Consider the following 23,018-nt stretch of genomic DNA (forward strand, 5'->3'; position numbering starts at 1 on the left):
ACCCACCAAGAAGTGAGGGAGAGCGATGTTCGAGAGGTTCACCGATCGCGCGCGGCGTGTTGTCGTCCTGGCTCAAGAAGAAGCCCGGATGCTCAACCACAACTACATCGGCACGGAGCACATTCTGCTCGGCCTCATCCACGAGGGCGAAGGCGTCGCCGCCAAGTCTCTCGAGTCGCTGGGCATCTCCCTCGAAGGAGTACGCAGCCAGGTCGAGGAGATCATCGGCCAGGGCCAGCAGGCTCCGTCCGGTCACATCCCGTTCACCCCGCGCGCCAAGAAAGTACTCGAGCTCAGTCTGCGTGAAGCACTGCAGCTCGGCCACAACTACATCGGCACCGAGCACATCCTGCTCGGCCTGATCCGCGAAGGCGAAGGCGTCGCAGCTCAGGTTCTGGTCAAGCTCGGAGCCGACCTCAACCGGGTACGCCAGCAGGTCATTCAGCTGCTGTCCGGCTACCAGGGCAAGGAGCCGTCCGAGAGCGGCAGCGGTCGCGGCGAGGCGGGCACCCCGTCCACGTCACTGGTCCTCGATCAGTTCGGTCGCAACCTCACCCAGGCAGCGCTCGAAGGCAAGCTCGACCCGGTCATCGGTCGCGCGAAGGAAATCGAGCGCGTCATGCAGGTGCTCTCGCGTCGTACCAAGAACAACCCTGTTCTGATCGGCGAGCCCGGTGTCGGTAAGACGGCCGTCGTCGAGGGACTGGCTCAGGCCATCGTCAACGGCGAAGTTCCCGAGACGCTCAAGGACAAGCAGCTCTACACCCTCGACCTCGGCTCGCTCGTGGCCGGCAGCCGTTACCGCGGTGACTTCGAGGAGCGCCTGAAGAAGGTGCTCAAGGAGATCAACACCCGCGGCGACATCATCCTGTTCATCGACGAGCTGCACACGCTCGTCGGCGCGGGTGCTGCCGAAGGTGCCATCGATGCCGCGTCGATCCTCAAGCCGAAGTTGGCTCGTGGTGAGCTGCAGACCATCGGTGCCACCACTCTCGACGAGTACCGCAAGTACATCGAGAAGGACGCCGCACTCGAGCGTCGTTTCCAGCCCGTCCAGGTCGGCGAGCCGACCGTCGAGCACACCATCGAGATCCTCAAGGGTCTGCGCGATCGCTACGAGGCACACCACCGCGTCTCGATCACCGACGGTGCACTCGTCGCGGCCGCCACGTTGGCCGACCGGTACATCAACGATCGGTTCTTGCCCGACAAGGCAATCGACCTCATCGACGAGGCGGGCGCTCGGATGCGCATCCGCCGGATGACCGCGCCGCCAGACCTGCGCGAGTTCGACGACAAGATCGCCGACGCGCGCCGGGAGAAGGAATCGGCCATCGACGCACAGGACTTCGAGAAGGCTGCGAACCTGCGCGACAAGGAGAAGACCCTCGTCGGTCAGCGTGCCGAGCGTGAGAAGCAGTGGCGCTCCGGCGATCTCGACGTTATCGCCGAGGTGGACGACGAGCAGATCGCCGAGGTTCTGGGCAACTGGACCGGCATCCCCGTCTTCAAGCTCACCGAGGAAGAGACCACTCGTCTGCTCCGCATGGAGGACGAGCTGCACAAGCGGATCATCGGTCAGGTCGAGGCAGTCAAGGCCGTCTCGAAGGCGATCCGTCGTACCCGTGCAGGTCTGAAGGACCCGAAGCGTCCGTCGGGCTCGTTCATCTTCGCCGGCCCGTCCGGTGTCGGTAAGACCGAGCTGTCGAAGGCTCTCGCGAACTTCCTCTTCGGTGAGGACGACGCGCTGATCCAGATCGACATGGGCGAGTTCCACGACCGCTTCACCGCCTCGCGTCTGTTCGGTGCTCCTCCCGGATACGTCGGCTACGAAGAGGGTGGCCAGCTCACCGAGAAGGTTCGCCGCAAGCCGTTCTCCGTCGTGCTGTTCGACGAGATCGAGAAGGCCCACTCGGAGATCTACAACACTCTGTTGCAGGTCCTCGAAGACGGTCGCCTGACCGATGGACAGGGACGCACGGTCGACTTCAAGAACACCGTGCTGATCTTCACCTCGAACCTCGGTACCTCGGACATCTCGAAGGCAGTCGGTCTCGGCTTCTCCTCGGGTGAAGGCACCGGCTCGAACTACGAGCGGATGAAGCTCAAGGTCAACGACGAGCTGAAGAAGCACTTCCGCCCCGAGTTCCTGAACCGTATCGACGACATCGTCGTGTTCCACCAGCTCACCAAGGACGAGATCATCCAGATGGTCGATCTCATGCTCAACCGAGTCGAAGGTGCGCTCAAGAACAAGGACATGGCGATCGAGGTCACCGAGAAGGCGAAGTCGTTGCTGGCCAAGCGTGGATTCGACCCCGTCCTGGGTGCGCGGCCGCTGCGTCGCACCATCCAGCGCGAGATCGAGGACGCGTTGTCGGAGAAGATCCTCTTCGGCGAAATCGAAGCCGGCCAGATCATCCTGGTCGACGTCGAGAACTGGGACGGCGAAGGCGCAGGCGAGGACGCGAAGTTCACGTTCCGCGGCGAGAAGAAGGCCATCATCGTCCCCGACGAGGTCCCGGTCGATCTGGCCAAGGCCACCGGAGACAGCGACAGCGAGTAAGTTCCACCAGCTCCACACAACGGGCGATCCTCTTCGGAGGGTCGCCCGTTGTCGTATGTCCAGCCGTTCCCACCGACCCTTCCGCCCGCCGACCACTCCCACCCCGACGCCCACCCCGCCGCCGACCCCTCCGCTTTGTGGATCAATGTGGATTTCAGTCAGTCAGACTGCAACAAAGGCGCATTGATCCAGACCCGAGGGACGAGGGCAACAGCGATGATCGCAAGTTCGGCCAGCACGATCCAGAACAGCAGGGTCACATCCGGAGCCCAGCGGGAAAGGGTCGAGATGGGGGCACCGGTGAGCATCGGCATCCCGAAGTACAGCTTTCCGCCGGCAATGACGGCCATCAGGATGTGCGCAGGTGCCCATCGACCCGGGGCAGTCCTGATGCGAAGCAGGATTCGGCCTGCGCACAGTGCCAGCAACACCGCGAGTGTGCTCGACGCGATCAGCGCGATCTCGTACATGCCGAGGCCGGTGCTGCGGGGTTCGTCGATCCCGAGTCGGTTGAGGACGAGTGAGCGGGACGCCGACGCCAGGTTTTCGGCCTCCAGTTCGCCGTATCTGTTGGTCGCGAACACCACGGCCAGGTGGCGTTCGGGAATCAGCGCAACGTGCGTGAAGTAGCCGGGAACCGCTCCCGAATGCCAGCGCATCCGAGTACCGTCGGGCAGCGTTTCGACGTACCACCCGTCTCCGTATGCCGTGCCCGAGCCCGTCGGCACCGTGTCGAGACTGTGCGAGGCCGGGTCGGTCAGTTGCCGCGCCGCGTAACGCGAGAGTTCGTCGATCGAACCACCGAGGTAGCCGTAGCCGAGTCCTGCGGCATCTATCCCGGTGTCGATGCGTCGAGGTAGTCCGAAGAACGGAACGTGTCCGGGCGCGACGGCACCCACGGTGTGCACTCCGGTTTCACGAGCCACGACGTTCGCAAACGGTTCGGCAGTCATCTTCTCGACGATGGCCTGCAGCAGTAAATAATTCAGGCTGGAGTATCGGAAAGTGCCGCGCTCCGCAGCGGTGACGTCGAGGGTGGGCACGACGTCGAGTGCCCGGTCGGTTCGTCCCCACACATCGAGTGGGGCGACGTCGTGGGGGAGTCCGCTGGTGTGGTGGATCAGGTCGGTGATCGTGACGTCGTCGGGAAGGATCGAATCACTTTCCGGGAGAATCGAATTCACGGTGCCATCCAGACCGAGGCGATGTTGCGAGGCGAGAGAGTGCACCGTTGCTGCCGTCACCGACTTCGATACCGAACCCCAGACGAACGGCGTGCCGTCATCGATCGGCGCACCGTGTCCGTCCACTCCGTACTCGACGTTCTCGATGACCTCACGTTCGGAGACCACTCGAAAAGCCACTCCCGGCAGGCCCAATTCCTGGGCGACGACCTCGACATCCGACGCGGTCTCACCACCGGGCAAGGTAGGCGATGCGGTCAGGACTGCTGCGACGGTCAGGAGGGCGTGCACGATTCGCATGGATGGAGTGAACCAACGTCACCGGGGTCGACGCCTCGGTGAACACCCTGATTTCACACCTGAGATCAGCTCGAGCGCATGAGGTCTGCGATCCAGGGCAGGACGTCGGAGTATGCGGCCAGTGATCCGGGGAGGTGGTTCGCGCCCTTGTAGGGGATGGCCGGAAACTCGTACTCGCGGTAGGTGACCTGTGCGCCCAGATCCTGCCAGCGCTCGCGCAGAGTTCGACTCTGCTCGACGGGCACGGTGTCGTCCTCGACTGCATGCGACAGGTACACCGGCATGGTGGGGGCGATGCGGCCGACGGTGTTCGTTGCGGTCACCTCGACGAAAGCTGGGTTGCTCAGCTGCTCGATCAGTGGTCGGCCGTCCCGGGTGAGGTCGCTGGTGTGCACGATGTCGGTGGCCGCGGGGTCGGTGGTGCACCAGTTCTGCGCGGCATCGAGGGCGGCGATGCCGTCGGAGTCGAAGAAGCTGCGGATGTTCTCCGCTCGTTCCGGGTAGGAGTTGATCATGCCGTCGACGGCGAAGAGTACGGCGCTGCCGAGAGTCGTGTTGTCCAGGTTGTCGATGTTGAGCGTCGGATCTGCCGGTGGTGCACCGACATACGCCCCGACGATATCGAGGTCCGGGGCGTATGTGGCAGCGAGTTCGGCGGCGGCCCCCGACGCGAATCCGCCTTCGGAGTAGCCGAACAACACGACCGGGGTGGCTGGGTCGGCGTCTGCCGCTCTGGCTGCGTCCAGCAGAGCGCGGCCCGAGGCGATCCGGTTCAGATACGTGTGTCCGCCGGGAGTGCCCAGCCCCTGGTAGTCGGTTGCGACGACGCGGTATCCGGCGAGGAGCAGCGGCAGGATGGCCGGGGACGACCCGACGGTGCCGAGAACGGCCGATCCAGCGCAGCGGTCGGCCATGCCGGAGGTGCCGGGTGCGTAGGCGATCACCGGCCGCGGGCCGGGGCCAGGCCACGGAGCGGTGGGGGTCATGGAGTAGCCGGACACGACCATGGGGTCGTCGTGAGTGTCGTTGGACCGATAGAGGATGCGTTCGATGTCGAAGCCCAAGCCGAATCCCTTGGGTGAGGTAACCGGCTTGGTCCGCACCACCTCGCCGGGGGCCGCTGCGGCGATGTTCGGGACGGGCGCGTCGTAGAAGTCGCGCAGTGAATCGGCACCCGCCACCGGTGTCGACATCACTGCACTCGCCAGCATCACCGCCGCTGCGATCACCACTGCTCGAGAGCAGTTCTTCATCTGTTGCACCCTTCGTGTCGAGATTCCCGCACTCGATGGCCCGGCCGTGCCGCCGACGTTAGCCTGAGTATCGGTCCTACACAGGGTCGACAACGAAAGGATTGAAGTCCGATGCCAACTCGTACCTCACGCACAGCTTGGAACGGCACTCTCGAGCAGGGTTCCGGCCAGGTCGAGCTGTCCAGTTCCGGCGCAGCGACTTTCGACGTCTCGTTTCCCAAGCGCGCCGCCGAGAATGCCGACGGCACCACCAGCCCCGAGGAACTGATCGCAGCTGCTCACTCGAGTTGCTACGCGATGCAGCTGTCGGCCCTGATCGCCGAGGCGGGTGGTACCCCGCAGAGCCTCGAGGTCACCGCCGACGTGTCGCTCGGTCCCGACCAGCCCGGGTTCAAGTTGACGGGTATCAAGCTGACCGTTCGAGGCGAGGTCGACGGTCTCGACGCAGACGGGTTTGCGAAGGCTGCTCAGGCTGCAAAAGAAACGTGTCCCGTCAGCAAGGCGCTGACCGGCGTCGACATCACTTTGGATGCGTCTTTGGAGGGCTGAACAGACGCGGGGCCCGATGTGAGACTGGCGAACGATCGTCAGGTTTGAAATAGTTCGTTAATTGACCCATCTACGGATGATTCGGTGACGAATCGAGGTCAAACGTCGGGTTCGATCGGCTGTTGCGTACGTTCGGGGTACGCACCGAGCGGCCTAGGAAGGATCGGCCCACCATGTTGTGGACGCGCTTCCTGGGTCTCGGTGCGATTGCGGTGGTGGCCTACGCAATTGCCCCGCAGGGATTACCCCGGAACGCGATCTACGCAATCGTGGTCTCGGCCACAGTGGCTGCCTTCGTGCACCGCTACGTGCGTGAACCCGGCCCGGACAAGCGGACGTGGAAGTACATGGCCGTCGGCTTCGGCAGCTGGGGCATCGGGGACGCGCTGATAGCTGTGATGAAGATCGACGGTGGTCGGGTACCGACGTTCTCCGCTGCCGACGTGCCCTACCTTCTCGGGTACGCGATCATCGCAGTCGGGTTCGCCCGGGCCGCCGACGAGAACGGTCTGGTGTTCGGGCTGGAGGAACTGTACGAGTGCCTGATCGTCGCCGTCGGATTCGGTCTCGTCACCTGGGTGTTCGTCATCTCCGACGGCTCGACCCGGTCGTTCTCGGAGGCCATGGCCCTGTGGCCGGCAACGGCATACCTCACCGTCGACGCGTTCCTGTTGACCCTCGTCGGCAGTTTGTACCTCGTCACGCGGTCGGCCACAGTTCCCCTTCTGGCCGCGGCAGCAGGGGTAGTGATGCTCGTATCGGCCGACTTCGCGTCCTACGCCGCCGCGAGCAATACCGAGGTCTACCGATCGACGATTCCGAACGTGTTGTGGTTGGCCTCGAACGTCTGCTTCGGAGTGGTCGCCCTGCACGATGTGCAGAAGTCGGCCAGGCGGGCCGCCCGGCCCGGTCCGTTCAAATTCGGTAGGGGACGGTTTTTCGGACTCTCGGTTGCGGTCGCCGTGACACCGACGGTGATGACTGTGCAGCTGGCCCGCGGCGTCCCCGTCGAGCAATGGGGTTGGGTCATCGTGGGATCCTCGGCGCTGGTCATCCTGCTTGTCGGGTTCCGGATGGCGCGCTTCGTGCGAACTCTGCGACTGCAGGCCGCCATTCTCGAGGACGTTGCCCGTACGGACGCGGTGACCGGACTCGCCAGTCGGCGTCTGCTGCGGGAGCGGTTGGACACGATGCTCGCAACTCGCGGTGATTCGGACATCTTCACGCTGGTGGTCGACATCGACCGCTTCGCGCAGATCAACGAGACGTTCGGCTACAGCGTCGGCGACAGTGTGCTGCGTGAGATCGGCCATCGACTCGTCGCATCGGTTCGATCCGACGATCTGGTCGGACGCCTCGGTGGTGATCAATTCGTTGTGGCGATGCGCAGAACTTCCGATCGGATCGATGTGTGCGAGACCGCCGCACAGCTGCAGTTCGCCGTCAGTCGCAAGATGTTCGTCCACGACATCAACGTCGCCCTCGATGCGACGGTCGGAATAGCGGCCATCGAAGAGTCGGCGGTATGTGCACACCGGCCGGAGGGCGCATCGGCGACGCCGATCGACGGTGAGGCGATGATGCAGCAGGCTCACGTAGCGCTGACTGCGGCCAAGGCAGCGCAGACCAGAGTCGGTCGATACGAACCCGACATGGATCGTGACCGCCACGATCAGATGCGGTTGCTGGGCGAGCTCGACACTGCGATTCGGGATCATCAGCTTCGGGTGTTCTTCCAGCCGTGCCTGGATCTGGAATCGGGCAGCGTCGATCGCGTCGAAGCTCTGCTGCGGTGGCAGCATCCACGTGAGGGCTTGATCGGTCCGTCGATCTTTCTGCCCGACGCCGAGCGCACCGGCATGCTGCCCGCCATCACCGCGTTGGTGCTCGACGAGGCGTTGGCGCAGTGCAGCGCGCTACGGCGGGGCGGCATCAATCTGTCTGTCTCGGTGAATCTTTCGGTCCGGAATCTGCTCGACGAGACGCTCACCGAACAGGTGTCGGCTGCGCTGGCCAAGTACGCGGTGCCCGCGCACACCCTGGAATTCGAGGTCACCGAAACAACCGCGATGACCGACCCCGTGCGTTCGGTGAACGCGCTGGCGTCCCTGCGCAGCCTGGGGGTGACCATCGCTATCGACGATTACGGCACCGGGTACAGCTCGTTGGCGTATCTGCAGAGTCTGCCGGTGCAGACGCTCAAGATCGACCGCTCGTTCGTGTCGAAGATGAACACCGACGACACCGATGCGTCGATCGTGCGCTCGACCATCGACCTGGCTCGAAGCCTCGGGGTACGAGTGATGGCAGAGGGGGTCGAGGACGCGGGCACGCTCGATGCGCTCCGACTGCTCGGGTGCGACGGTGCCCAGGGCTACTTCCTGGGTAGACCGATGCCCGCAGAGTTCCTGGCCGACGCCGTGACGAAACTTGATTCGGAGACGCCGACGAAACTCGAGTGGGAACTCGCTCGCGAACGCATCTGAGCGGCGTTGTTCACGATGTGGCAGGCACGTCCAGCACAACCTCGAATTCGAGCAGTGACGCTCCCGACGAAACCGGTTTGCCCTCACCGGAACCGGCGTGTGCCTGGCGAGACGGTCCACCGGACCAGGCCTGGAACGACTCCTCGTCTTCCCATTGGGTGACGACGAAGTAGCGCGATTCACCCTTGACCGGCCGGAGGAGTTGGAACCCGAGGAATCCGGGGGAGCCGTCGACGGTTCCGGCGCGCGCGGCGAAGCGCTTCTCGAGTTCGGGGCCTGCGCCCTCCGGTACGTCGATCGCGTTGATCTTCACAATGGCCATTCTCGAGAGATTACTCCGCCGTTATGCTCGGCGGTGATGCTCTACGACGAGGGTGGATCCGGCCGTTCGATACTGCTGCTGCACGGGTTGATGGGCAGTGCGGCCACCTGGCGTCGACAGGTTCCGTGGCTTCGAGAATTCGGGCACGTGCACACCTACGACGCACCCGGGCACCGGCGGCCGGCACCGGCCGAGCTCACGACGGAGTCGTTCGTAGCGGACCTTCTGCAGAATCTGGAGTCGCTCGGCCCGAGTGTGTTGATCGGCCATTCGATGGGGGCGCTGCACGGCTGGTGCGCGGCAGCACGGCGACCCGACCTGGTGACCGCCCTCGTCGTCGAAGACATCGCGCCGGACTTCCGGGGCCGCACCGCCGACGATTGGGCCACCATGATGCGGGCATGGCCGCAACCCTTTCCCGACGCGGATGCGGTGCGTGCGTTTTTCGGAGACGTTGCAGGACAATACTTTCTGGACTCCTTCGAGCGCGATGACGCCGGCTGGCGACTGCACGGCGACATCGACACCTTCGAGGCGATCTCGCAGGAATGGGGTACGCGTCATTTCTGGAACGAATGGGATGCCGTCGATGCTCCGGTGTTGCTGATCGAGGGCGAACACACCATCACACCGGCCGGACAGATGAGACAGATGCACGCACGCAATCCCGAATCGACGTATGTGCGGATCGAGAACGCAGCGCACCTGATTCACGACGAGTGCCCCGAGCGATATCGCGCGGCCGTCGAGGGGTTCCTGAGCACACTAAGATGATCCGATGCCGCTCGCGAAGCTCAACGGAATCGACCTCAACTACGACGTGACCGGCGACGGTCCGCTGGTGGTGCTGGTGATGGGCACCGGTAGTCCGGGACGAGTGTGGCGAACCCATCAGGTTCCGACCCTGGTGAAGCAGGGATACCGGGTCGTCACATTCGACAATCGCGGCATCGCACCGTCTTCCGAGTGCGCAGGCGGGATGATGCTCGACGACCTGGTGGCCGACACCGCTGCCCTCGTCGAGCACCTCGGTGGTGGCCCCGCGCGCGTCGTGGGTACCTCGATGGGTGCCCGCGTCACCCAGGAATTGGCTTTGGCCCGGCCGGATCTGGTGTCGCATGCAGTGATGATGGCCACCTTCGGTAAGACCACCACCTTTCGTGCGCAGATGTCGAAGGGCGAGAAGGATCTCCACGACGCCGGAATCGAACTTCCCGCGTCGTACCGCGCGGCAATGACTGCGATGCAGAACTTTTCACCGAAAACCCTGGCCGACGACAGTGCGATCGGTGACTGGCTGGCAGTTCTCGAATATTCGGGCGGCAGGAAGACGGCGGGAATGCGGGCGCAGATCGGACTCGAAATGCGCTCCGGGACAGACCGATTGGCGGCGTATCGGGCAATCAGGGCGAAATCTCTGGTGATCGGATTCGCCGACGACCGCATGATTCCGGTGCAGCAGTGCCGCGACGTTGCCGCCGCGATACCCGGTGCGCAGTACGTCGAAATCGCCGACACCGGTCACTTCGGCTACCTCGAACGCCCCGATGCGGTCAACGCCGCGCTCGGGGAGTTTCTCTCGCGGTAGCGAACTATCCTGCGTCGGAAGACTGCTCGGTCTACGAGGTGAGTGCGCCCAGGCGCTCGCGAGTCTCCTCGAGAGCGGCTTGTTGTCGATCCAATCGGTCCGACAGCGCGTCCACCTCCGCACGGAGTCGGGGACACATGTCCAAGGTGATGCCGTGGTCGCCGCTTCGTGCGCATTCGAGGTACCGAGCGATCGTGGCCGTCGTGAGCCCCGCGGCGATCATCGACTTGATCTGCAGCACGCGCAGCACGTCGGACTCGGCGTACACGCGGTAGCCGTTGGCATCGCGGTGGGGGACGAGCACCTCGCGACTTTCGTAGTGGCGCAGGGCGCGCGCCGACACCCCGGTTCGTGCAGCGAGCTCGCTGATCAACATCTCTGCCCCTCGCACTTGACCTTCTCGCCGGTGTCAACCCTTATCGTCCGGCAGTATGGCATTCACAACCAGCAGACGAGCGGTGATCTTCCACGGATACCGGGCAACGCCCGAGGACCATTGGTTCGGTTGGCTCGCCGAGCAATTGGACAGCGTTGGAATCTCTGCGCACATCCCTCCGTTGCCGGATCCCGCGTCGCCGAATCGGGATTGCTGGGAGGCAGAGGTAGCAGCGACGCTCGGGACGCCGGGGCCCGACACGATCGTGGTGGCGCACAGCCTTGGATGCCTCGCCGTACTGCGGCACCTCGCCACCCTCACGGGGCCATGGCAGTTGGGAACGCTCGTCTTGGTCTCGGGGTTCGTCGACAGGCTACCTGCGCTACCCGTTCTCGACGGCTTCGTTGCCGGCGGTGTGATGCTGTCGACGATGCAGGACCACGTCGAGTCGATCTCGATCCTGCGATCGGACGACGACCCGATCGTTCCCCCTACGCACACCGATCGGCTGGCTCGACTGCTCGACGCGTCGGTGCAGATCGTTCCCGGTGCGGGCCACTTTCTCGCCGACGACGGAGTCACCTCCCTGCCACCCGTCTTCGATGCGGTGGCCCGATTTCGCTGACGGTCCGGCATCTGGGTAGCGGCTGTAGCTGCTCTCAGCCGTCCGAGCCCTCACCCGCGAGGGCGAACAATCCCGATTCGGTTTGTTCGATCAACCCGTCGGTCAGCAGTGAATCGAGAGCTCGATCGCGCTGGGTCGGGTCGGTGGGCCAGACGATGTCGAGCTGAGCTCGCTCGACGGGGCCGGTGCTCTCGCGCAGCACCGACATGAGTTTGCCGCGAACCTGTCGGTCGGTGCCCGCGAACTTCTGGACCTTCTTCGCAGGACCGGTGTGCGCCGGTCTGCCCGCCTCGATCCAGGCGCACTCCGGCAGCGGGCACAGTAGACACGCAGGATTCTTGGCGGTGCAGATCAACGCGCCGAGCTCCATCAATGCCGCCGAGTATCGAGCGGCCCGCGGGACGCTCACCGGAAGCAGCTGTTCCACATCGGCCAGATCCCTCGAGGTGGACGGATTTCCGGGCTCGGCGTTGCCATGCTGCGCACGCGCGACAACGCGTCGAACATTGGTGTCCACCACCGGAACTCGCTGACCGTAAGCAAAAGTCGCGACCGCTCTTGCTGTGTAGGCACCGATGCCCGGCAGGCTCAGCAGTGTCTCCACGTCGCTCGGCACCTCGTCGCCGTACTCCTCGGCGAGCACTCGCGAGCACTCGTGCAACCGCAGCGCTCGACGCGGATAGCCCAACTTGCCCCACGCACGCAGTACCTCGGCCTGGGAGGACGCGGCCATCGCCGAGGGCACCGGCCACCGCTGCACCCACTGCTCCCAGATGGGTGCCACCCGCACCACCGGAGTCTGCTGCAGCATGATCTCGCTCATCAGGATCTGCCAGGCGCTGACGCCCGGACTACGCCACGGCAGGTCGCGTCCGTCGGTGTCGAACCACCCGAGCAGAGCCTCGGCATCGATCGGCAACTGTGCGCCCTTCTTCTCGTGTCTGTGATCGAGATCAACAGTAGTGAACCCGACTCGCCCCGCGCCCGCTCCGCGTGCACAATGAAACCCATGCCTGCTTCGAATCCGATCGCTGCCTGGAAGTCACTCAAGGAAGGCAACCAACGGTTCGTCTCCGGAGAGGTCCTGCACCCGTCGCAGGGCATCGAGGACCGTGCTCGTCTCGAGAGCGCTCAGCATCCCGGTGCCATCCTGTTCGGCTGCGCCGACTCGCGCGTTGCGGCCGAGATCATCTTCGATCAGGGCCTCGGTGACATGTTCGTCGTTCGCACCGCCGGTCACGTGGTCGACTCCGCCGTCCTCGGTTCCATCGAGTACGGCGTCGCGGTGCTGAACGCGCCACTGATCGTGGTGCTCGGCCACGATCACTGCGGTGCAGTGCAGGCGACCGTCGATGCCCTCGAAAGCGGAGACGTCCCCGGTGGCTACATCCGCGACGTCGTCGAGCGCGTCACCCCGTCGGTGCTCTCGGCCCGCCGCGACGGCTACCAGGCCGTCGACGAGTTCGAGGCACGGCACGTCGAGGAGACCGGCAATCTTTTGATGCAGCGCTCCCGCATCGTGGCCGAGAAGGTAGAGGCCGGGGAACTCGCGATCGTCGGCCTCACCTACCAGCTGTCGAAGGGGCACGCTCAGCTCCGCGAGGTCATCGGCGACATCGGCGAACAGCCCGCCTGACTCGTGCCCGAGCCCGTGCGAGCGAGTCGTTCGCGCGACACGCCGCGTGGGCTCAGGGAAAGGTTGCCTCCGGCCGCATACGGTTGATTCGTGTTGGAACCGAGCGGGCCTTTGCCTCCCGAAATCTATTGGCGACGCCGCGCGCTCGCCATCGGTGCGGCCGTTGTCGTCCTCGGATTGATCGTGTGGTTCATCGCGTCGCTCAGCGGCGGTTCCGACGACACCGAGGCCGCACCGGCCGGTGTCGTGTCGGCACCGGCATCGACCTCGGCTCTGCCATCACCCAGTTCGTCCGCTACCGAAGGTGATTCCGGCGGCTCGGGTGGCTCCGGCGGCGGTTCCGGTGGATCGGGTGGATCGGGTGGAGGCACCGACTCTGCAGCCGGTGGCGGTGCAGCAGTGACCACCAGCGGTGCACCGGCTCCGGTGATCGCCAATCAGTGCCCGGACCAGTCACTGGCAATCAAGGTGACGCCGGAGAAGGCCACCTACCGTCTGGGTGAAGAGCCCGTGTTCACCGTGGTCATCACCAACATCGGCTCCGCCGAATGTCAGCGTGACGTCGGTGCCGGTCTGCAGCAGGCACTCGTCTACACCCTCGACAATCAGCGCATCTGGTCCAACGTCGACTGCTTCCCCAACGCCGCGTCCGATCTGCGTACCTTCAAGCCCGGCGAGCAAGCCGGATTCACGGTCAAGTGGTCGGGTACCAACTCCGTCCCCGGCTGCGGTGAAGAGCGCATCCCGGTGGGTGTCGGTGCGTACCAGGCGATCGCGCAGCTCGGCGAGCTCAAGAGTGTGCCGGAGCCGTTCAACATCACCGGCTGAGTACGGTCGAATCTCATGACCACTTCGACAGCCCTCGCCCGTGTCGCCTACAAGACTCTCGAACCCTTTCACGTCACCGCCTACTTCAATCCCGAGTTGGGGACGGCCTACGAGGACACCGGACTCGACGGTCATGCCTGGTACGTCGGTGCACGGGCCGCCCCGATGGGCCCGTGCGCGCCGAGTGTCGTTGCGGCTGCGTTCTACAACTTCAACCCGGTGCTGATCGAGCGCGCGTGGCCTGCCGCTGTGGCCGTCGGTCTGGATGCGGTGTCCGACCGTCGGTGGGCACTGCTCGATTCCGTTCTCGGAACGGCTCTCGGCTCCTTGGCGGACGACCCGGCGCTCGCCACGTTGGCTGGCCGTCTGGGCGATATCGGCGACACCGCCTCGTTCGCCGGTCGGCCGCTCTCCGCAGCGTGGCATTCCACCGAACGACCCGACGTGCCGCATCTTGCCCTCTGGCATTCGATCACCGTTCTGCGTGAATGGCGCGGCGACGGCCACCTCGCCGCCTTGATCGACGCAGAACTCGACCCGACGGAAGCGGCCGTGTTCCACGAGGCCGTCCGCCCGACCCCGCAGCCCGGCCGCCGAGCACTCGGCAAGCGCATCACGCAGCTGACGAGGCAGTGGTCCGAGAGCGAATGGGACTCGGCCGCAGCACGACTCGCCACCCGCGGACTGCTCACCACCTCTGCCGACGGTGAGACTCTGACCGACAACGGCACCGCTCTCGATCAGCACATCGAAGAGCGCACCGATGCCATGGCGTCGGCAGTGTGGAACAACGTCCCGGACGCGGAGCAGTTGATCACGAGCGCACGGCCGTATGTGAAGGCCGTGATCGACGCCGGTTTCCTGCCGGGGACGAAGAAGAAAGCGTCCTAGTCGTACGGACCCGAGATCGAGGCCTCCGCCAGTCTGGAGAGGCCTTCCCTGATGTGTCGGGCCCACAGTCCACCGATTCCGTCGACCGACTGCAGATCGGCAGCAGTGGCGGCCAGTAGCCCCTGCAGCGTGCCGAAGGCACCGACGAGTCGGTGAATCTGGCTGAACTGCAACCGCGGAACGCGCGTCAGTACCCGATACCCGCGAGGACTCATCGGGGTGTCGAGGGCCTCGATGGTCGCGGGGTAGCCGAAGGCGCGGGCCAGAGTGGTCAGATCCAGCAGATCGACGTCGGTCAGCTTGTCGAGGGCGGCGAGTGCCTTCTCCACCCCGGTGGTGCTCGACGGCTCGTTGCCGGCCAGGTAGTCGCGCACCACCAGTTGGCGATCGACGTCGTTGTCGCCCAACAACTCTTCGAGCTGCAGGGCGAGCTGGCGGCCGTCGGTGCCGAGTTCGAGAACGTTCTGTTCGATCTCCACCGACACTCGTCGCACCATCTCGAGCCGCTGCGCGACGGTCAGGGCGTCGCGCAGAGTCACGAAGTCCTCGATCTCGACGACCGAGAGTTGACGGGTGTTCTCGTCGAGCCGGGCCTTGTAACGCTCGAGGGTCGCGACGGCCTGATTGGCGCGAGAGAGGATGGTGGCCGAGCCCTCGACGACGTGTCTGATGCCGCCGATGTACACGCTGACGATGCTCATCGACTGGCTCACGGAGACAACGGGATAGCCGGTCTGCATGGCGGTGCGCTCGGCGGCGCGGTGCCGAGTACCGGATTCGACCGTAGGAATCTTGTGGTCGGGCACCAGCTGGACATTGGACCGAACGATGCGCTTGCCGTCGGTCGAAAGCACCACTGCGCCATCCATTTTCGACAACTCGCGAAGCCTGGTCGGGGCGAACTCGACATCGAGCTCGAAGCCTCCGTCGCAGATCGCTTCGACTTCTTCGTCGTACCCGAGGACGATCAACCCGCCGGTGCGGCCGCGCAGAATTCGCTCCAGGCCGTCACGCAGCGCAGTCCCCGGTGCGAGCCGAGCAATGGTCTCGCGCAACGCTGGGGACGGCGTGGTGCCCTCCATGGCCAACCCCCTCGTGTTCGTATCGGCGTCGTGCTGCGGATCTACTCGTGCGAACACAGAGTACTGCGCTGCTACACCGGGCAGCCCGACAAAGAGTACTGCCCGGTGTCATACGGGACGCATACGCGTATAGGTCAACGCCTCACCGACGTTCGTCACCGTCTTGACCTTGATGCCGTCGGGAATGGGGCCTGCGTCCTCGGGGACGATCGCGTAATTGAAGCCCAGTCGTGCAGCTTCGGCGAGTCGGCGGCCCAACCCGGCCACGCGTCGCACCTCGCCGGCCAGGCCCACTTCGCCCAGAATCACCATTCCCGCAGGGAGGGGTTGATCGCGCACGGCCGAGGCGACGGCCGCCGCGAGAGCGAGGTCCGCGGACGGTTCGCTGGTGCGCATGCCGCCGACGGTGGCCGCGTAGACCTCGGCCTTGGAGACCTTGACCCCGCACCGGCGTTCGAGGACGGCCAGGATCATCGCCACGCGAGCATGGTCGAGTCCGCTGACCGCGCGCCGGGGCGACGGCATCGCGGTGTCGACTATCAGTGCTTGCAACTCCGCCAGCAGCGGCCGTTTGCCGTCCATGGTGACCGTGACGGCCGTACCGGGGACGGCGTCGCTTCGATGATGCAGAAACAACCCGGACGGATCGCTGATGCCGACGATGCCGGTCTCTCGCAACTCGAAGCACCCCACCTCGTCGGAGGCCCCGAACCGGTTCTTGACGCCCCGGATCATCCGCAGAGTGGAGTGCTTGTCACCCTCGAAGTTGAGCACCACGTCGACCAGATGCTCGAGCGACCGCGGACCTGCCACCGCGCCGTCCTTGGTGACATGTCCGACGAGCAGCACCGCCACCCCGGTGGTCTTGGCCAGGGTGGTCAGGGCACTGGTGATGGCGCGAACCTGCGTGACTCCGCCGATGACCCCGTCGACGTCGGCGGCGAGCATCGTCTGTACCGAATCGACGATCAACAGGCTGGGCTTGACCTGCTCGACATGGCCGAACACCGTGGCCAGATCGGATTCCGCGGCGAGGAATACTCGCTCGTGTACCGCGCCGGTGCGGTCCGCGCGCAACCGAACCTGGCCGGCTGATTCCTCACCCGTGACGTAGAGCGCGCGGCGATCCGGTGCCGAGCGGGCCCACCGATGCACGACCTCGAGCAGCAGGGTCGATTTTCCGACTCCGGGCTCACCCGCGAGCAGAACGACCGAACCGGGGACGAGACCGCCGCCCAGTACGCGGTCGAACTCGTCGATCCCGGTGGTGTTGGCCTGAGACGTGGCACTGCTGATGGTCGTCAGAGCAGCTGCGGGCGTGGTCGGGACCATCGCCCCGCCGCCGGAACGCAGTGCCGACGCGCCTGCGCGGGTGGTCAGAGGAGCGGCGGTGGCCTGGACCTCGTCCATCGATCCCCAGTTACCGCATTCGGGACAGCGCCCGACCCATTTCGAGACCGAGTGATGACATGCGGAGCAGCGGTAGCTCGACTTCAGTTTGACCACTGTTGGAGCCTAACGATCGGCACCGACAGGGTGATGCGACCTCGAGAGGGAGATCAGTGGCCGCCGCTGTGCTCGGAGACTGCCTCTTCGGAACGCTCGAGCTCGTGACCGGCGTCGACGGGCACGTTGACGACGACCTCGCCTGCGTTCGCGAACTCGAACGTGACCGGAAGGGTCAGGCCCGGACGTACGTTCTCGCTGATGTCGGCCATCTCGACCTTGATCAACTGGATCGGAAGAAGGGGATCGTCGAGCTGAACGTCGGCGGGCGAACCTGCACCGAGCGCGGTGAGCGGAGCGATCTCGTTGCTTCCCGATTCCGCCTCGTCGACGATGGTGATCTGCGCCTCGGGGGACGAGATGCCGGTCAGTTCGTCGGAATCGGCGGGGTTGGAGTTGATGGCGGTGAAGCCGAGCTCGACGGTGCCGCCGGGCTCGATGCTGTACTCCTGCGAATCGGGGTACACCACGTGGACGTTGCGCAGCTGAATTGCCCCGACGTCGGCGGAGTTGCCGTTGACGGCGGCGACCTGGGTGGCAGTCTGGGAAATCTGGCCTGCGCCGCACGCCGTGAGGGCGAGTGCGCCACCGGCGAGAAGAGCGAGAGTGGCGGCCACTTTACGATGGCGGCCAAGCGGTGTCGCAGCGTCGATTGCAGTCACTTCGGTCGTCCTCCATGTGGTGCCGGGCCGGCTCGGTCCATCTCGTCCACTAGGCAGAGTAGTAGTTCTCGTCCACCGACCGCTCGTGGGGTCTGCCAGCGGCCCGATGATGCCAGGTGGGGGTGCCTGTCAGGAGAAGAACATGCAGAACGGCCCGCGTGAAAATGTGGCCCCGGATACACGTCGATCCGTCTGTGTCAACCCCTGATTCGGCATCGCTATGCCCCTGACCTGCACCGTTGATATCGGACGTGGTATTCTGGGTAAATCGAAAGGGGCACTTGTCACATGATTTTCAAGGTCGGAGACACCGTCGTTTACCCCCATCACGGAGCGGCGCTGATCGAAGCGATAGAGACACGCACCATCAAGGGTGAACCGAGAGAGTATCTGGTTCTCAAGGTCGCGCAAGGCGACCTCACCGTTCGAGTCCCCGCGGACAACGCGGAGTACGTAGGCGTTCGCGACGTCGTCGGGCAAGAAGGCCTCGACAAAGTCTTCCAGGTGCTGCGCGCACCGCACACCGAAGAGCCCACCAACTGGTCTCGCCGCTACAAGGCGAACCTGGAGAAGCTGGCCTCCGGTGACGTGAACAAGGTAGCCGAGGTCGTCCGCGATCTCTGGCGACGCGAACAGGATCGTGGACTGTCGGCAGGCGAGAAGCGCATGCTCGCCAAGGCACGTCAGATTCTGGTCGGCGAGTTGGCACTGGCCGAAGGAACAGACCAGGCCAAGGCCGACACCATGCTCGACGAAGTTCTCGCCACAGCTTCGTAGTGTGAACAGCTTCGTAGAGTGAACGGTGCTGCCGGCGACGTAGTCGCGCTGGTACCCGCTGCAGGCAAAGGCCTTCGGCTCGGACACGACGAGCCGAAGGCATTCGTCTGTCTGGGTACCGACTCTCTTCTGACGCGGTCCGTCGACGGGCTTCGGGCCTCGGGTGCTGTCGATCGCATCGTCGTCATAGTCCCCGCGGATCTTCTCGATGTGGCTCGCAGCCACGTGGGTGCCGATGTCCTCGTCGTAGCGGGTGGCGTCGAGCGCACCGATTCCGTGCGAGCCGGTCTCGCTGCTGTCGGTGACGCGGCCGTCGTACTCGTCCACGATGCTGCGCGTGCCCTCACTCCGCCGACGCTGATCGCCCGCGTCGTCGACGAGGTTCGGGCCGGCCGCTCCGCCGTCATTCCGGTTCTTCCGGTCGTCGACACCATCAAGGAAGTCGATCTCATGGGCGCAGTGGTCGGTACCCCCGATCGCGCGAGTCTGCGAGCGGTACAGACACCACAGGGCTTCGACGCCGACGTCCTGCGTCGTGCGTACGACGCAGCTACGGACGTCTCCACCGACGACGCAGGTTTGGTCGAGCGCATCGGCGAAACGGTGCACACCATCGTCGGCGACGCCCTCGCATTCAAGATCACCACACCACACGATCTGTTACTGGCACAGGCCCTGCTGTGAGAGGCGCGCTATGAGAGTCGGCATCGGCACCGACGTCCATCCGATCGCTCCCGGCCGACCCTGCTGGCTGGCCGGATTGCTGTTCGAGGACGCGGACGGACTCGAGGGACATTCCGATGGTGACGTCGCCTCCCACGCTCTGTGCGACGCGTTGCTGTCCGCAGCAGGTCTCGGCGACCTCGGCTCGGTCTTCGGCACCGGCCGTCCGGAATGGGACGGGGTCAGCGGAGCTGCCATGTTGACCGAGGTCAAGCGGCTGCTCGACGCGGACGGATTCGCGATCGGCAACGCTGCGGTACAGATCATCGGCAACAGGCCCAAGATCGGACCGCGCCGCGTCGAGGCGCAGGAGGTTCTCTCGCGGGTGCTCGGTGCGCCGGTATCGGTGTCTGCGACCACCACCGACGGGCTCGGCCTGACCGGTCGCGGTGAAGGAATTGCCGCCATCGCGACCGCACTTGTCATGACGGGGTAAAACCACCGGTAGCATTGCTGGTCGTGACCCTTCACCTACACGACACCGAGACGAGGGCCTTGCGGGAATTCACCCCCTTGGTCCCTGGCCATGCATCGGTGTACCTGTGTGGGGCGACGGTGCAGGGTGAACCCCACATCGGTCATGTGCGCAGCGGCGTCGCGTTCGACGTGTTGCGGCGGTGGTTGCTGGCGCACGATTACGACGTCGCCTTCGTCCGCAACGTCACCGATATCGACGACAAGATCCTCAACAAGGCACGCGATGCAGGCCGTCCGTGGTGGGAGTGGGCCGCGACCTACGAGCGGTCCTTCACCTGGGCGTACGACCGACTCGGGGTACTTCCCCCGTCGGCCGAGCCGCGCGCCACCGGGCACATCACCCAGATGGTCCAGATGATCGAGCGCCTGATCGAACGCGGCCACGCTTACGCCGACGAGTGCGGCGACGTCTACTTCGACGTGCAGAGCTTCCCGAGTTACGGCGCGCTGTCCGGCCACAAGCTCGACGACGTGCATCAGGGCGAGAGCGTCGCCGAGGGCAAGCGTGATCCCCGCGATTTCACGCTGTGGAAGGGTGCCAAGCCCGGCGAGCCGTCATGGCCGACGCCGTGGGGCCCGGGGCGCCCGGGTTGGCACCTCGAATGCTCGGCAATGGCGGAGACGTACCTCGGCGCGGATTTCGACATCCACTGCGGCGGGCTCGATCTGGTGTTCCCGCATCACGAGAACGAGCGCGCGCAGTCGATGGCGGCCGGAGACGGTTTCTCGCGGTACTGGCTGCACAACGGGTGGGTGACGATGGGCGGCGAGAAGATGTCGAAGTCCCTCGGTAACGTTCTCTCGGTACCCAATGTGCTCAAAAAGGTTCGGCCGCAAGAGCTTCGGTTCTACCTCGGTGGCGCACACTACCGGTCGATGCTCGAGTACTCCGACACCGCGCTCGAGACCGCGGCCGTGACGTACCGGGGCATCGAGGGGTTCGTCCGACGAGCCGTCGAACGCGCCGGTGAGGTACCGATGGGCAAATGGACCTCAGGATTTGCCGCGGCCCTCGACGACGACCTCGGAGTTCCCAAGGCGTTGGCCGAGATTCATGCCACCGTCACGTTGGGCAACACCGCGCTCGAGTCCGGTGACCTACCGGCCGCGGTGGAGCACGCAGGCAGTGTGCGGGCGATGCTGGACATTCTGGGCGTCGACCCGCTCGATCCGCACTGGGCCGGCGACAGTGGTTCCGATGCAGCCGCTCTCGGTGCGCTCGGCGTATTGGTCGGGGCCGAGCTGGAGCGTCGAGCAACGGCGAAGGCGACCAAGGACTGGGCCGCCGCAGACGAGATACGCGATCGATTGGCCGAGGCCGGAGTCGACGTGACAGATACACCCAACGGGCCCGAATGGTCGTTGGGTACGAGCAAGACCGACGAAGCAGGTTTGTGATGGCAGGCAATTCGAGTAGGCGCGGCGCAATCCGCAAGGACGGCACCAAGAAGGGGCAGGTCGCCGGTTCCGGAGGCAAGCGTCGTAAGGGCCTCGAAGGACGAGGTGCGACGCCTCCCGCCTCCGAGCGCACCAAGCATCCCGCGGCGCGCCGGGCGAAGCTCGCCGAGAAGTCCGCGCAGAACCGCGGCGGCACCACCGGTGGCCGCGCAGGCAGCAGGCCGGCCGGACGTAAGGCCGAGGACGGCCCCGAGGTGGTACTCGGTCGCAACCCCGTCGTCGAGTGCCTGCGCGCTGGTGTGCCCGCGACGGCCCTGTGGGTTGCTGTCGGGACCGACAGCGACGACCGGCTCAAGGAAGCCGTCCAGCGAGCGGGCGACGCGCGCATCTCCATCCTCGAGGTGCCACGCTCCGATCTGGACAAGCTCAGCGCCAACGGACTGCACCAGGGCCTTGCGCTGCAGGTACCGCCGTACCGTTATGCGCATCCCGACGACTTGATCTCGAACGCGCGCACGCACCAGGAACCTGCGCTGCTCGTTGCGCTAGACAACATCACCGATCCACGCAACCTGGGCGCAGTGGTGCGTTCGGTGGCGGCGTTCGGTGGCCATGGCGTCGTGATCCCGCAGCGGCGCAGTGCGAGTGTGTCCGCAGTGGCGTGGCGAACCAGTGCCGGTGCCGCTGCTCGGCTGCCCATCGCGCGAGCGGTCAATCTGACTCGGACGCTGAAGGATTGGCAGTCCAAGGGCGTCACGGTCGTCGGCCTCGATGCCGGCGGCGACACCGAACTCGACACGTTCGACGGCAAGGGTCCGGTTGTCATCGTCGTCGGATCCGAGGGCAAGGGCCTCTCGCGTCTGGTCAGCGAGACCTGCGATCACATCCTGTCGATCCCGATGGCGGGGCCGGTGGAATCGCTCAACGCCTCCGTCGCGGCAGGCGTCGTGCTTGCCGACATCGCCCGGCAACGCCGCGGGTAGACCTAGGTTCTGATGCGGGCGGCGGTGTCGTGCATCGCCGGGACGACGGTGTCGATCATGTCCGTCGGGGTGTAGTTCCTCGCGTGCAGTGACGTGTTCAATGCCGCTACGACGGTGCCGTTGCTGTTGCGCAAAGGTACTGCCGCAGCGCGCATTCCGACGTCCAGTTCGTCGACGACCTCCGACCATCCGGCGCTGCGTACCCGAGTGATCTCGGCGCGCAGTGCGTCTCGATCGACGAGCGTGCGCGGGGTCAGGGCTTCGATGGGGGCGTCGGCGAAGTATCGTTCGAGCTCGCTCTCGGGGAGGGCTGCGAGCAGCACTCGACCCGAAGACGTTGCGTGCGCGGGGAATCGAGTGCCCAACGTGATGACGACCCGCAACATGCGAGACGACGGAACGCGTGCGACGTAGACGATGTCGAATCCGTCGAGGATGGCCACCGACGTCGTTTCGCCCAATTGTCTTGCGAGCGCTTCGATGTGGGGTTCGGCCAGGCGGGGAAGGTCCATTCCCGACAGGAACGAGAAGCCCAGATTCATCACTCGCGGGGTGAGGGTGAACTGACGGCCGTCCTGGCGGACGAATCCCAATTCTGCGAGCGTCAGCAGCAGTCGGCGAGCCGTTGCTCGGGTGACTCCGACGGCCTCGGCGACCTCGGTGAGCGTGCGGGCCGGATGCGCGTCGTCGAAGCACTGCAGCACGCTCAGTCCGCGTTCGAGTGACTGCACGAACCAGGTGGGGCGTTGGTCGTCGGGGGCGATCTCGGCCGTCATGGTTCGAGTCTGCCTCATGGCCCTGTTCGC

At 65.2% G+C, this 23,018-nt stretch carries 23 protein-coding genes; 14 read left to right on the plus strand and 9 right to left on the minus strand.

The window, feature by feature from the left end; translation table 11 throughout:
• The first annotated feature begins 25 nt into the window (after positions 1 to 25).
• Positions 26 to 2,566 carry an ATP-dependent Clp protease ATP-binding subunit gene (locus tag BH93_RS04905; RefSeq protein WP_037178140.1) on the plus strand — a complete coding sequence of 847 codons (2,541 nt, stop codon included), beginning with the start codon at positions 26 to 28 and terminating at the stop codon, positions 2,564 to 2,566.
• A gap of 158 nt (positions 2,567 to 2,724) precedes the next feature.
• Here the strand turns inward: BH93_RS04905 and BH93_RS04910 are convergent, their stop codons facing one another.
• Positions 2,725 to 4,050 carry a serine hydrolase domain-containing protein gene (locus BH93_RS04910; protein ID WP_052065961.1) on the minus strand — a complete coding sequence of 442 codons (1,326 nt, stop codon included), beginning with the start codon at positions 4,048 to 4,050 and terminating at the stop codon, positions 2,725 to 2,727.
• A 65-nt stretch (positions 4,051 to 4,115) separates the two neighbouring features.
• Positions 4,116 to 5,303, minus strand: coding sequence for a lipase family protein (locus BH93_RS04915; RefSeq protein ID WP_080739288.1), 1,188 nt, complete (start codon positions 5,301 to 5,303; stop codon positions 4,116 to 4,118).
• Positions 5,304 to 5,414: 111 nt separating this feature from the next.
• On the opposite strand from BH93_RS04915, the gene BH93_RS04920 reads away from it, so the two are divergent.
• A complete protein-coding gene (locus BH93_RS04920) occupies positions 5,415 to 5,852 on the plus strand; it encodes an OsmC family protein (RefSeq protein WP_032401489.1) in 438 nt (145 codons plus the stop codon).
• A gap of 173 nt (positions 5,853 to 6,025) precedes the next feature.
• Positions 6,026 to 8,338 (plus strand): putative bifunctional diguanylate cyclase/phosphodiesterase, encoded by a 2,313-nt coding sequence (locus BH93_RS04925; protein ID WP_052065959.1) that lies wholly within the window; start codon positions 6,026 to 6,028, stop codon positions 8,336 to 8,338.
• 10 nt (positions 8,339 to 8,348) lie between these two features.
• Here BH93_RS04925 and BH93_RS04930 read toward each other — a convergent pair whose 3' ends face one another.
• Positions 8,349 to 8,660: an antibiotic biosynthesis monooxygenase family protein gene (locus tag BH93_RS04930; RefSeq protein ID WP_032380136.1), complete on the minus strand. Its 312-nt coding sequence runs from the start codon at positions 8,658 to 8,660 to the stop codon at positions 8,349 to 8,351.
• Between the two features lie 36 nt (positions 8,661 to 8,696).
• On the opposite strand from BH93_RS04930, the gene BH93_RS04935 reads away from it, so the two are divergent.
• On the plus strand, positions 8,697 to 9,434 hold the full coding sequence (locus tag BH93_RS04935) for an alpha/beta fold hydrolase (RefSeq protein WP_037178138.1): 738 nt from the start codon (positions 8,697 to 8,699) through the stop codon (positions 9,432 to 9,434).
• A 4-nt stretch (positions 9,435 to 9,438) separates the two neighbouring features.
• Positions 9,439 to 10,248, plus strand: coding sequence for an alpha/beta fold hydrolase (locus BH93_RS04940; protein ID WP_037178135.1), 810 nt, complete (start codon positions 9,439 to 9,441; stop codon positions 10,246 to 10,248).
• Between the two features lie 31 nt (positions 10,249 to 10,279).
• Here BH93_RS04940 and BH93_RS04945 read toward each other — a convergent pair whose 3' ends face one another.
• On the minus strand, positions 10,280 to 10,624 hold the full coding sequence (locus BH93_RS04945; RefSeq protein ID WP_037178252.1) for a MerR family transcriptional regulator: 345 nt from the start codon (positions 10,622 to 10,624) through the stop codon (positions 10,280 to 10,282).
• A gap of 55 nt (positions 10,625 to 10,679) precedes the next feature.
• Here BH93_RS04945 and BH93_RS04950 point away from each other — a divergent pair, with 55 nt between their 5' ends.
• Positions 10,680 to 11,249, plus strand: a complete 570-nt coding sequence (locus BH93_RS04950) for an RBBP9/YdeN family alpha/beta hydrolase (protein ID WP_037178133.1) — start codon at positions 10,680 to 10,682, stop codon at positions 11,247 to 11,249.
• Positions 11,250 to 11,283: 34 nt separating this feature from the next.
• Here the strand turns inward: BH93_RS04950 and BH93_RS04955 are convergent, their stop codons facing one another.
• A complete protein-coding gene (locus tag BH93_RS04955) occupies positions 11,284 to 12,168 on the minus strand; it encodes an A/G-specific adenine glycosylase (protein ID WP_037178131.1) in 885 nt (294 codons plus the stop codon).
• Positions 12,169 to 12,258: 90 nt separating this feature from the next.
• On the opposite strand from BH93_RS04955, the gene BH93_RS04960 reads away from it, so the two are divergent.
• The 3 genes from BH93_RS04960 to BH93_RS04970 all read left to right on the plus strand — a co-directional run bounded on the left by BH93_RS04960 (position 12,259) and on the right by BH93_RS04970 (position 14,604).
• A complete protein-coding gene (locus tag BH93_RS04960; RefSeq protein ID WP_037178249.1) occupies positions 12,259 to 12,885 on the plus strand; it encodes a carbonic anhydrase in 627 nt (208 codons plus the stop codon).
• Positions 12,886 to 12,975: 90 nt separating this feature from the next.
• Positions 12,976 to 13,713 carry a hypothetical protein gene (locus tag BH93_RS04965; protein WP_032401496.1) on the plus strand — a complete coding sequence of 246 codons (738 nt, stop codon included), beginning with the start codon at positions 12,976 to 12,978 and terminating at the stop codon, positions 13,711 to 13,713.
• Between the two features lie 15 nt (positions 13,714 to 13,728).
• Complete coding sequence (locus BH93_RS04970) at positions 13,729 to 14,604, plus strand: SCO6745 family protein (RefSeq protein WP_037178128.1); 876 nt, start codon at positions 13,729 to 13,731, stop codon at positions 14,602 to 14,604.
• Here the strand turns inward: BH93_RS04970 and disA are convergent.
• The 3 genes from disA to BH93_RS04985 all read right to left on the minus strand — a co-directional run bounded on the left by disA (position 14,601) and on the right by BH93_RS04985 (position 17,854).
• Positions 14,601 to 15,686, minus strand: a complete 1,086-nt coding sequence (gene disA / locus BH93_RS04975; RefSeq protein WP_032380142.1) for a DNA integrity scanning diadenylate cyclase DisA — start codon at positions 15,684 to 15,686, stop codon at positions 14,601 to 14,603. The two genes, BH93_RS04970 and disA, sit on opposite strands and share 4 nt — an antisense overlap.
• A 108-nt stretch (positions 15,687 to 15,794) precedes the next feature.
• Positions 15,795 to 17,192, minus strand: coding sequence for a DNA repair protein RadA (radA, locus tag BH93_RS04980; protein WP_037178127.1), 1,398 nt, complete (start codon positions 17,190 to 17,192; stop codon positions 15,795 to 15,797).
• Positions 17,193 to 17,245: 53 nt separating this feature from the next.
• On the minus strand, positions 17,246 to 17,854 hold the full coding sequence (locus BH93_RS04985) for a hypothetical protein (protein WP_032380144.1): 609 nt from the start codon (positions 17,852 to 17,854) through the stop codon (positions 17,246 to 17,248).
• 288 nt (positions 17,855 to 18,142) lie between these two features.
• On the opposite strand from BH93_RS04985, the gene BH93_RS04990 reads away from it, so the two are divergent.
• Genes BH93_RS04990 through rlmB form a run of 5 tightly spaced genes read left to right on the plus strand, consistent with a single transcriptional unit; the run spans position 18,143 to position 22,212 of the window.
• Complete coding sequence (locus BH93_RS04990; RefSeq protein WP_027494344.1) at positions 18,143 to 18,631, plus strand: CarD family transcriptional regulator; 489 nt, start codon at positions 18,143 to 18,145, stop codon at positions 18,629 to 18,631.
• A gap of 18 nt (positions 18,632 to 18,649) precedes the next feature.
• Positions 18,650 to 19,315: a 2-C-methyl-D-erythritol 4-phosphate cytidylyltransferase gene (gene ispD / locus BH93_RS04995; RefSeq protein WP_037178123.1), complete on the plus strand. Its 666-nt coding sequence runs from the start codon at positions 18,650 to 18,652 to the stop codon at positions 19,313 to 19,315.
• Between the two features lie 10 nt (positions 19,316 to 19,325).
• Positions 19,326 to 19,790: a 2-C-methyl-D-erythritol 2,4-cyclodiphosphate synthase gene (ispF, locus tag BH93_RS05000; RefSeq protein WP_032380146.1), complete on the plus strand. Its 465-nt coding sequence runs from the start codon at positions 19,326 to 19,328 to the stop codon at positions 19,788 to 19,790.
• Between the two features lie 23 nt (positions 19,791 to 19,813).
• Entirely contained in the window at positions 19,814 to 21,229 is a 1,416-nt protein-coding gene (gene cysS / locus BH93_RS05005; protein WP_037178247.1) for a cysteine--tRNA ligase, read from the plus strand.
• A complete protein-coding gene (gene rlmB / locus BH93_RS05010) occupies positions 21,229 to 22,212 on the plus strand; it encodes a 23S rRNA (guanosine(2251)-2'-O)-methyltransferase RlmB (protein WP_032380147.1) in 984 nt (327 codons plus the stop codon). The genes cysS and rlmB overlap by 1 nt, the downstream gene beginning before the upstream one ends.
• Before the next feature lie 2 nt (positions 22,213 to 22,214).
• Here the strand turns inward: rlmB and BH93_RS05015 are convergent, their stop codons facing one another.
• Entirely contained in the window at positions 22,215 to 22,988 is a 774-nt protein-coding gene (locus BH93_RS05015) for an IclR family transcriptional regulator domain-containing protein (protein ID WP_052065957.1), read from the minus strand.
• Positions 22,989 to 23,018: the final 30 nt, after the last annotated feature.

It is taken from the genome of Rhodococcoides fascians A25f, from assembly GCF_000760935.2.
In the GTDB taxonomy this organism is placed as follows: Bacteria; Actinomycetota; Actinomycetes; order Mycobacteriales; family Mycobacteriaceae; genus Rhodococcoides.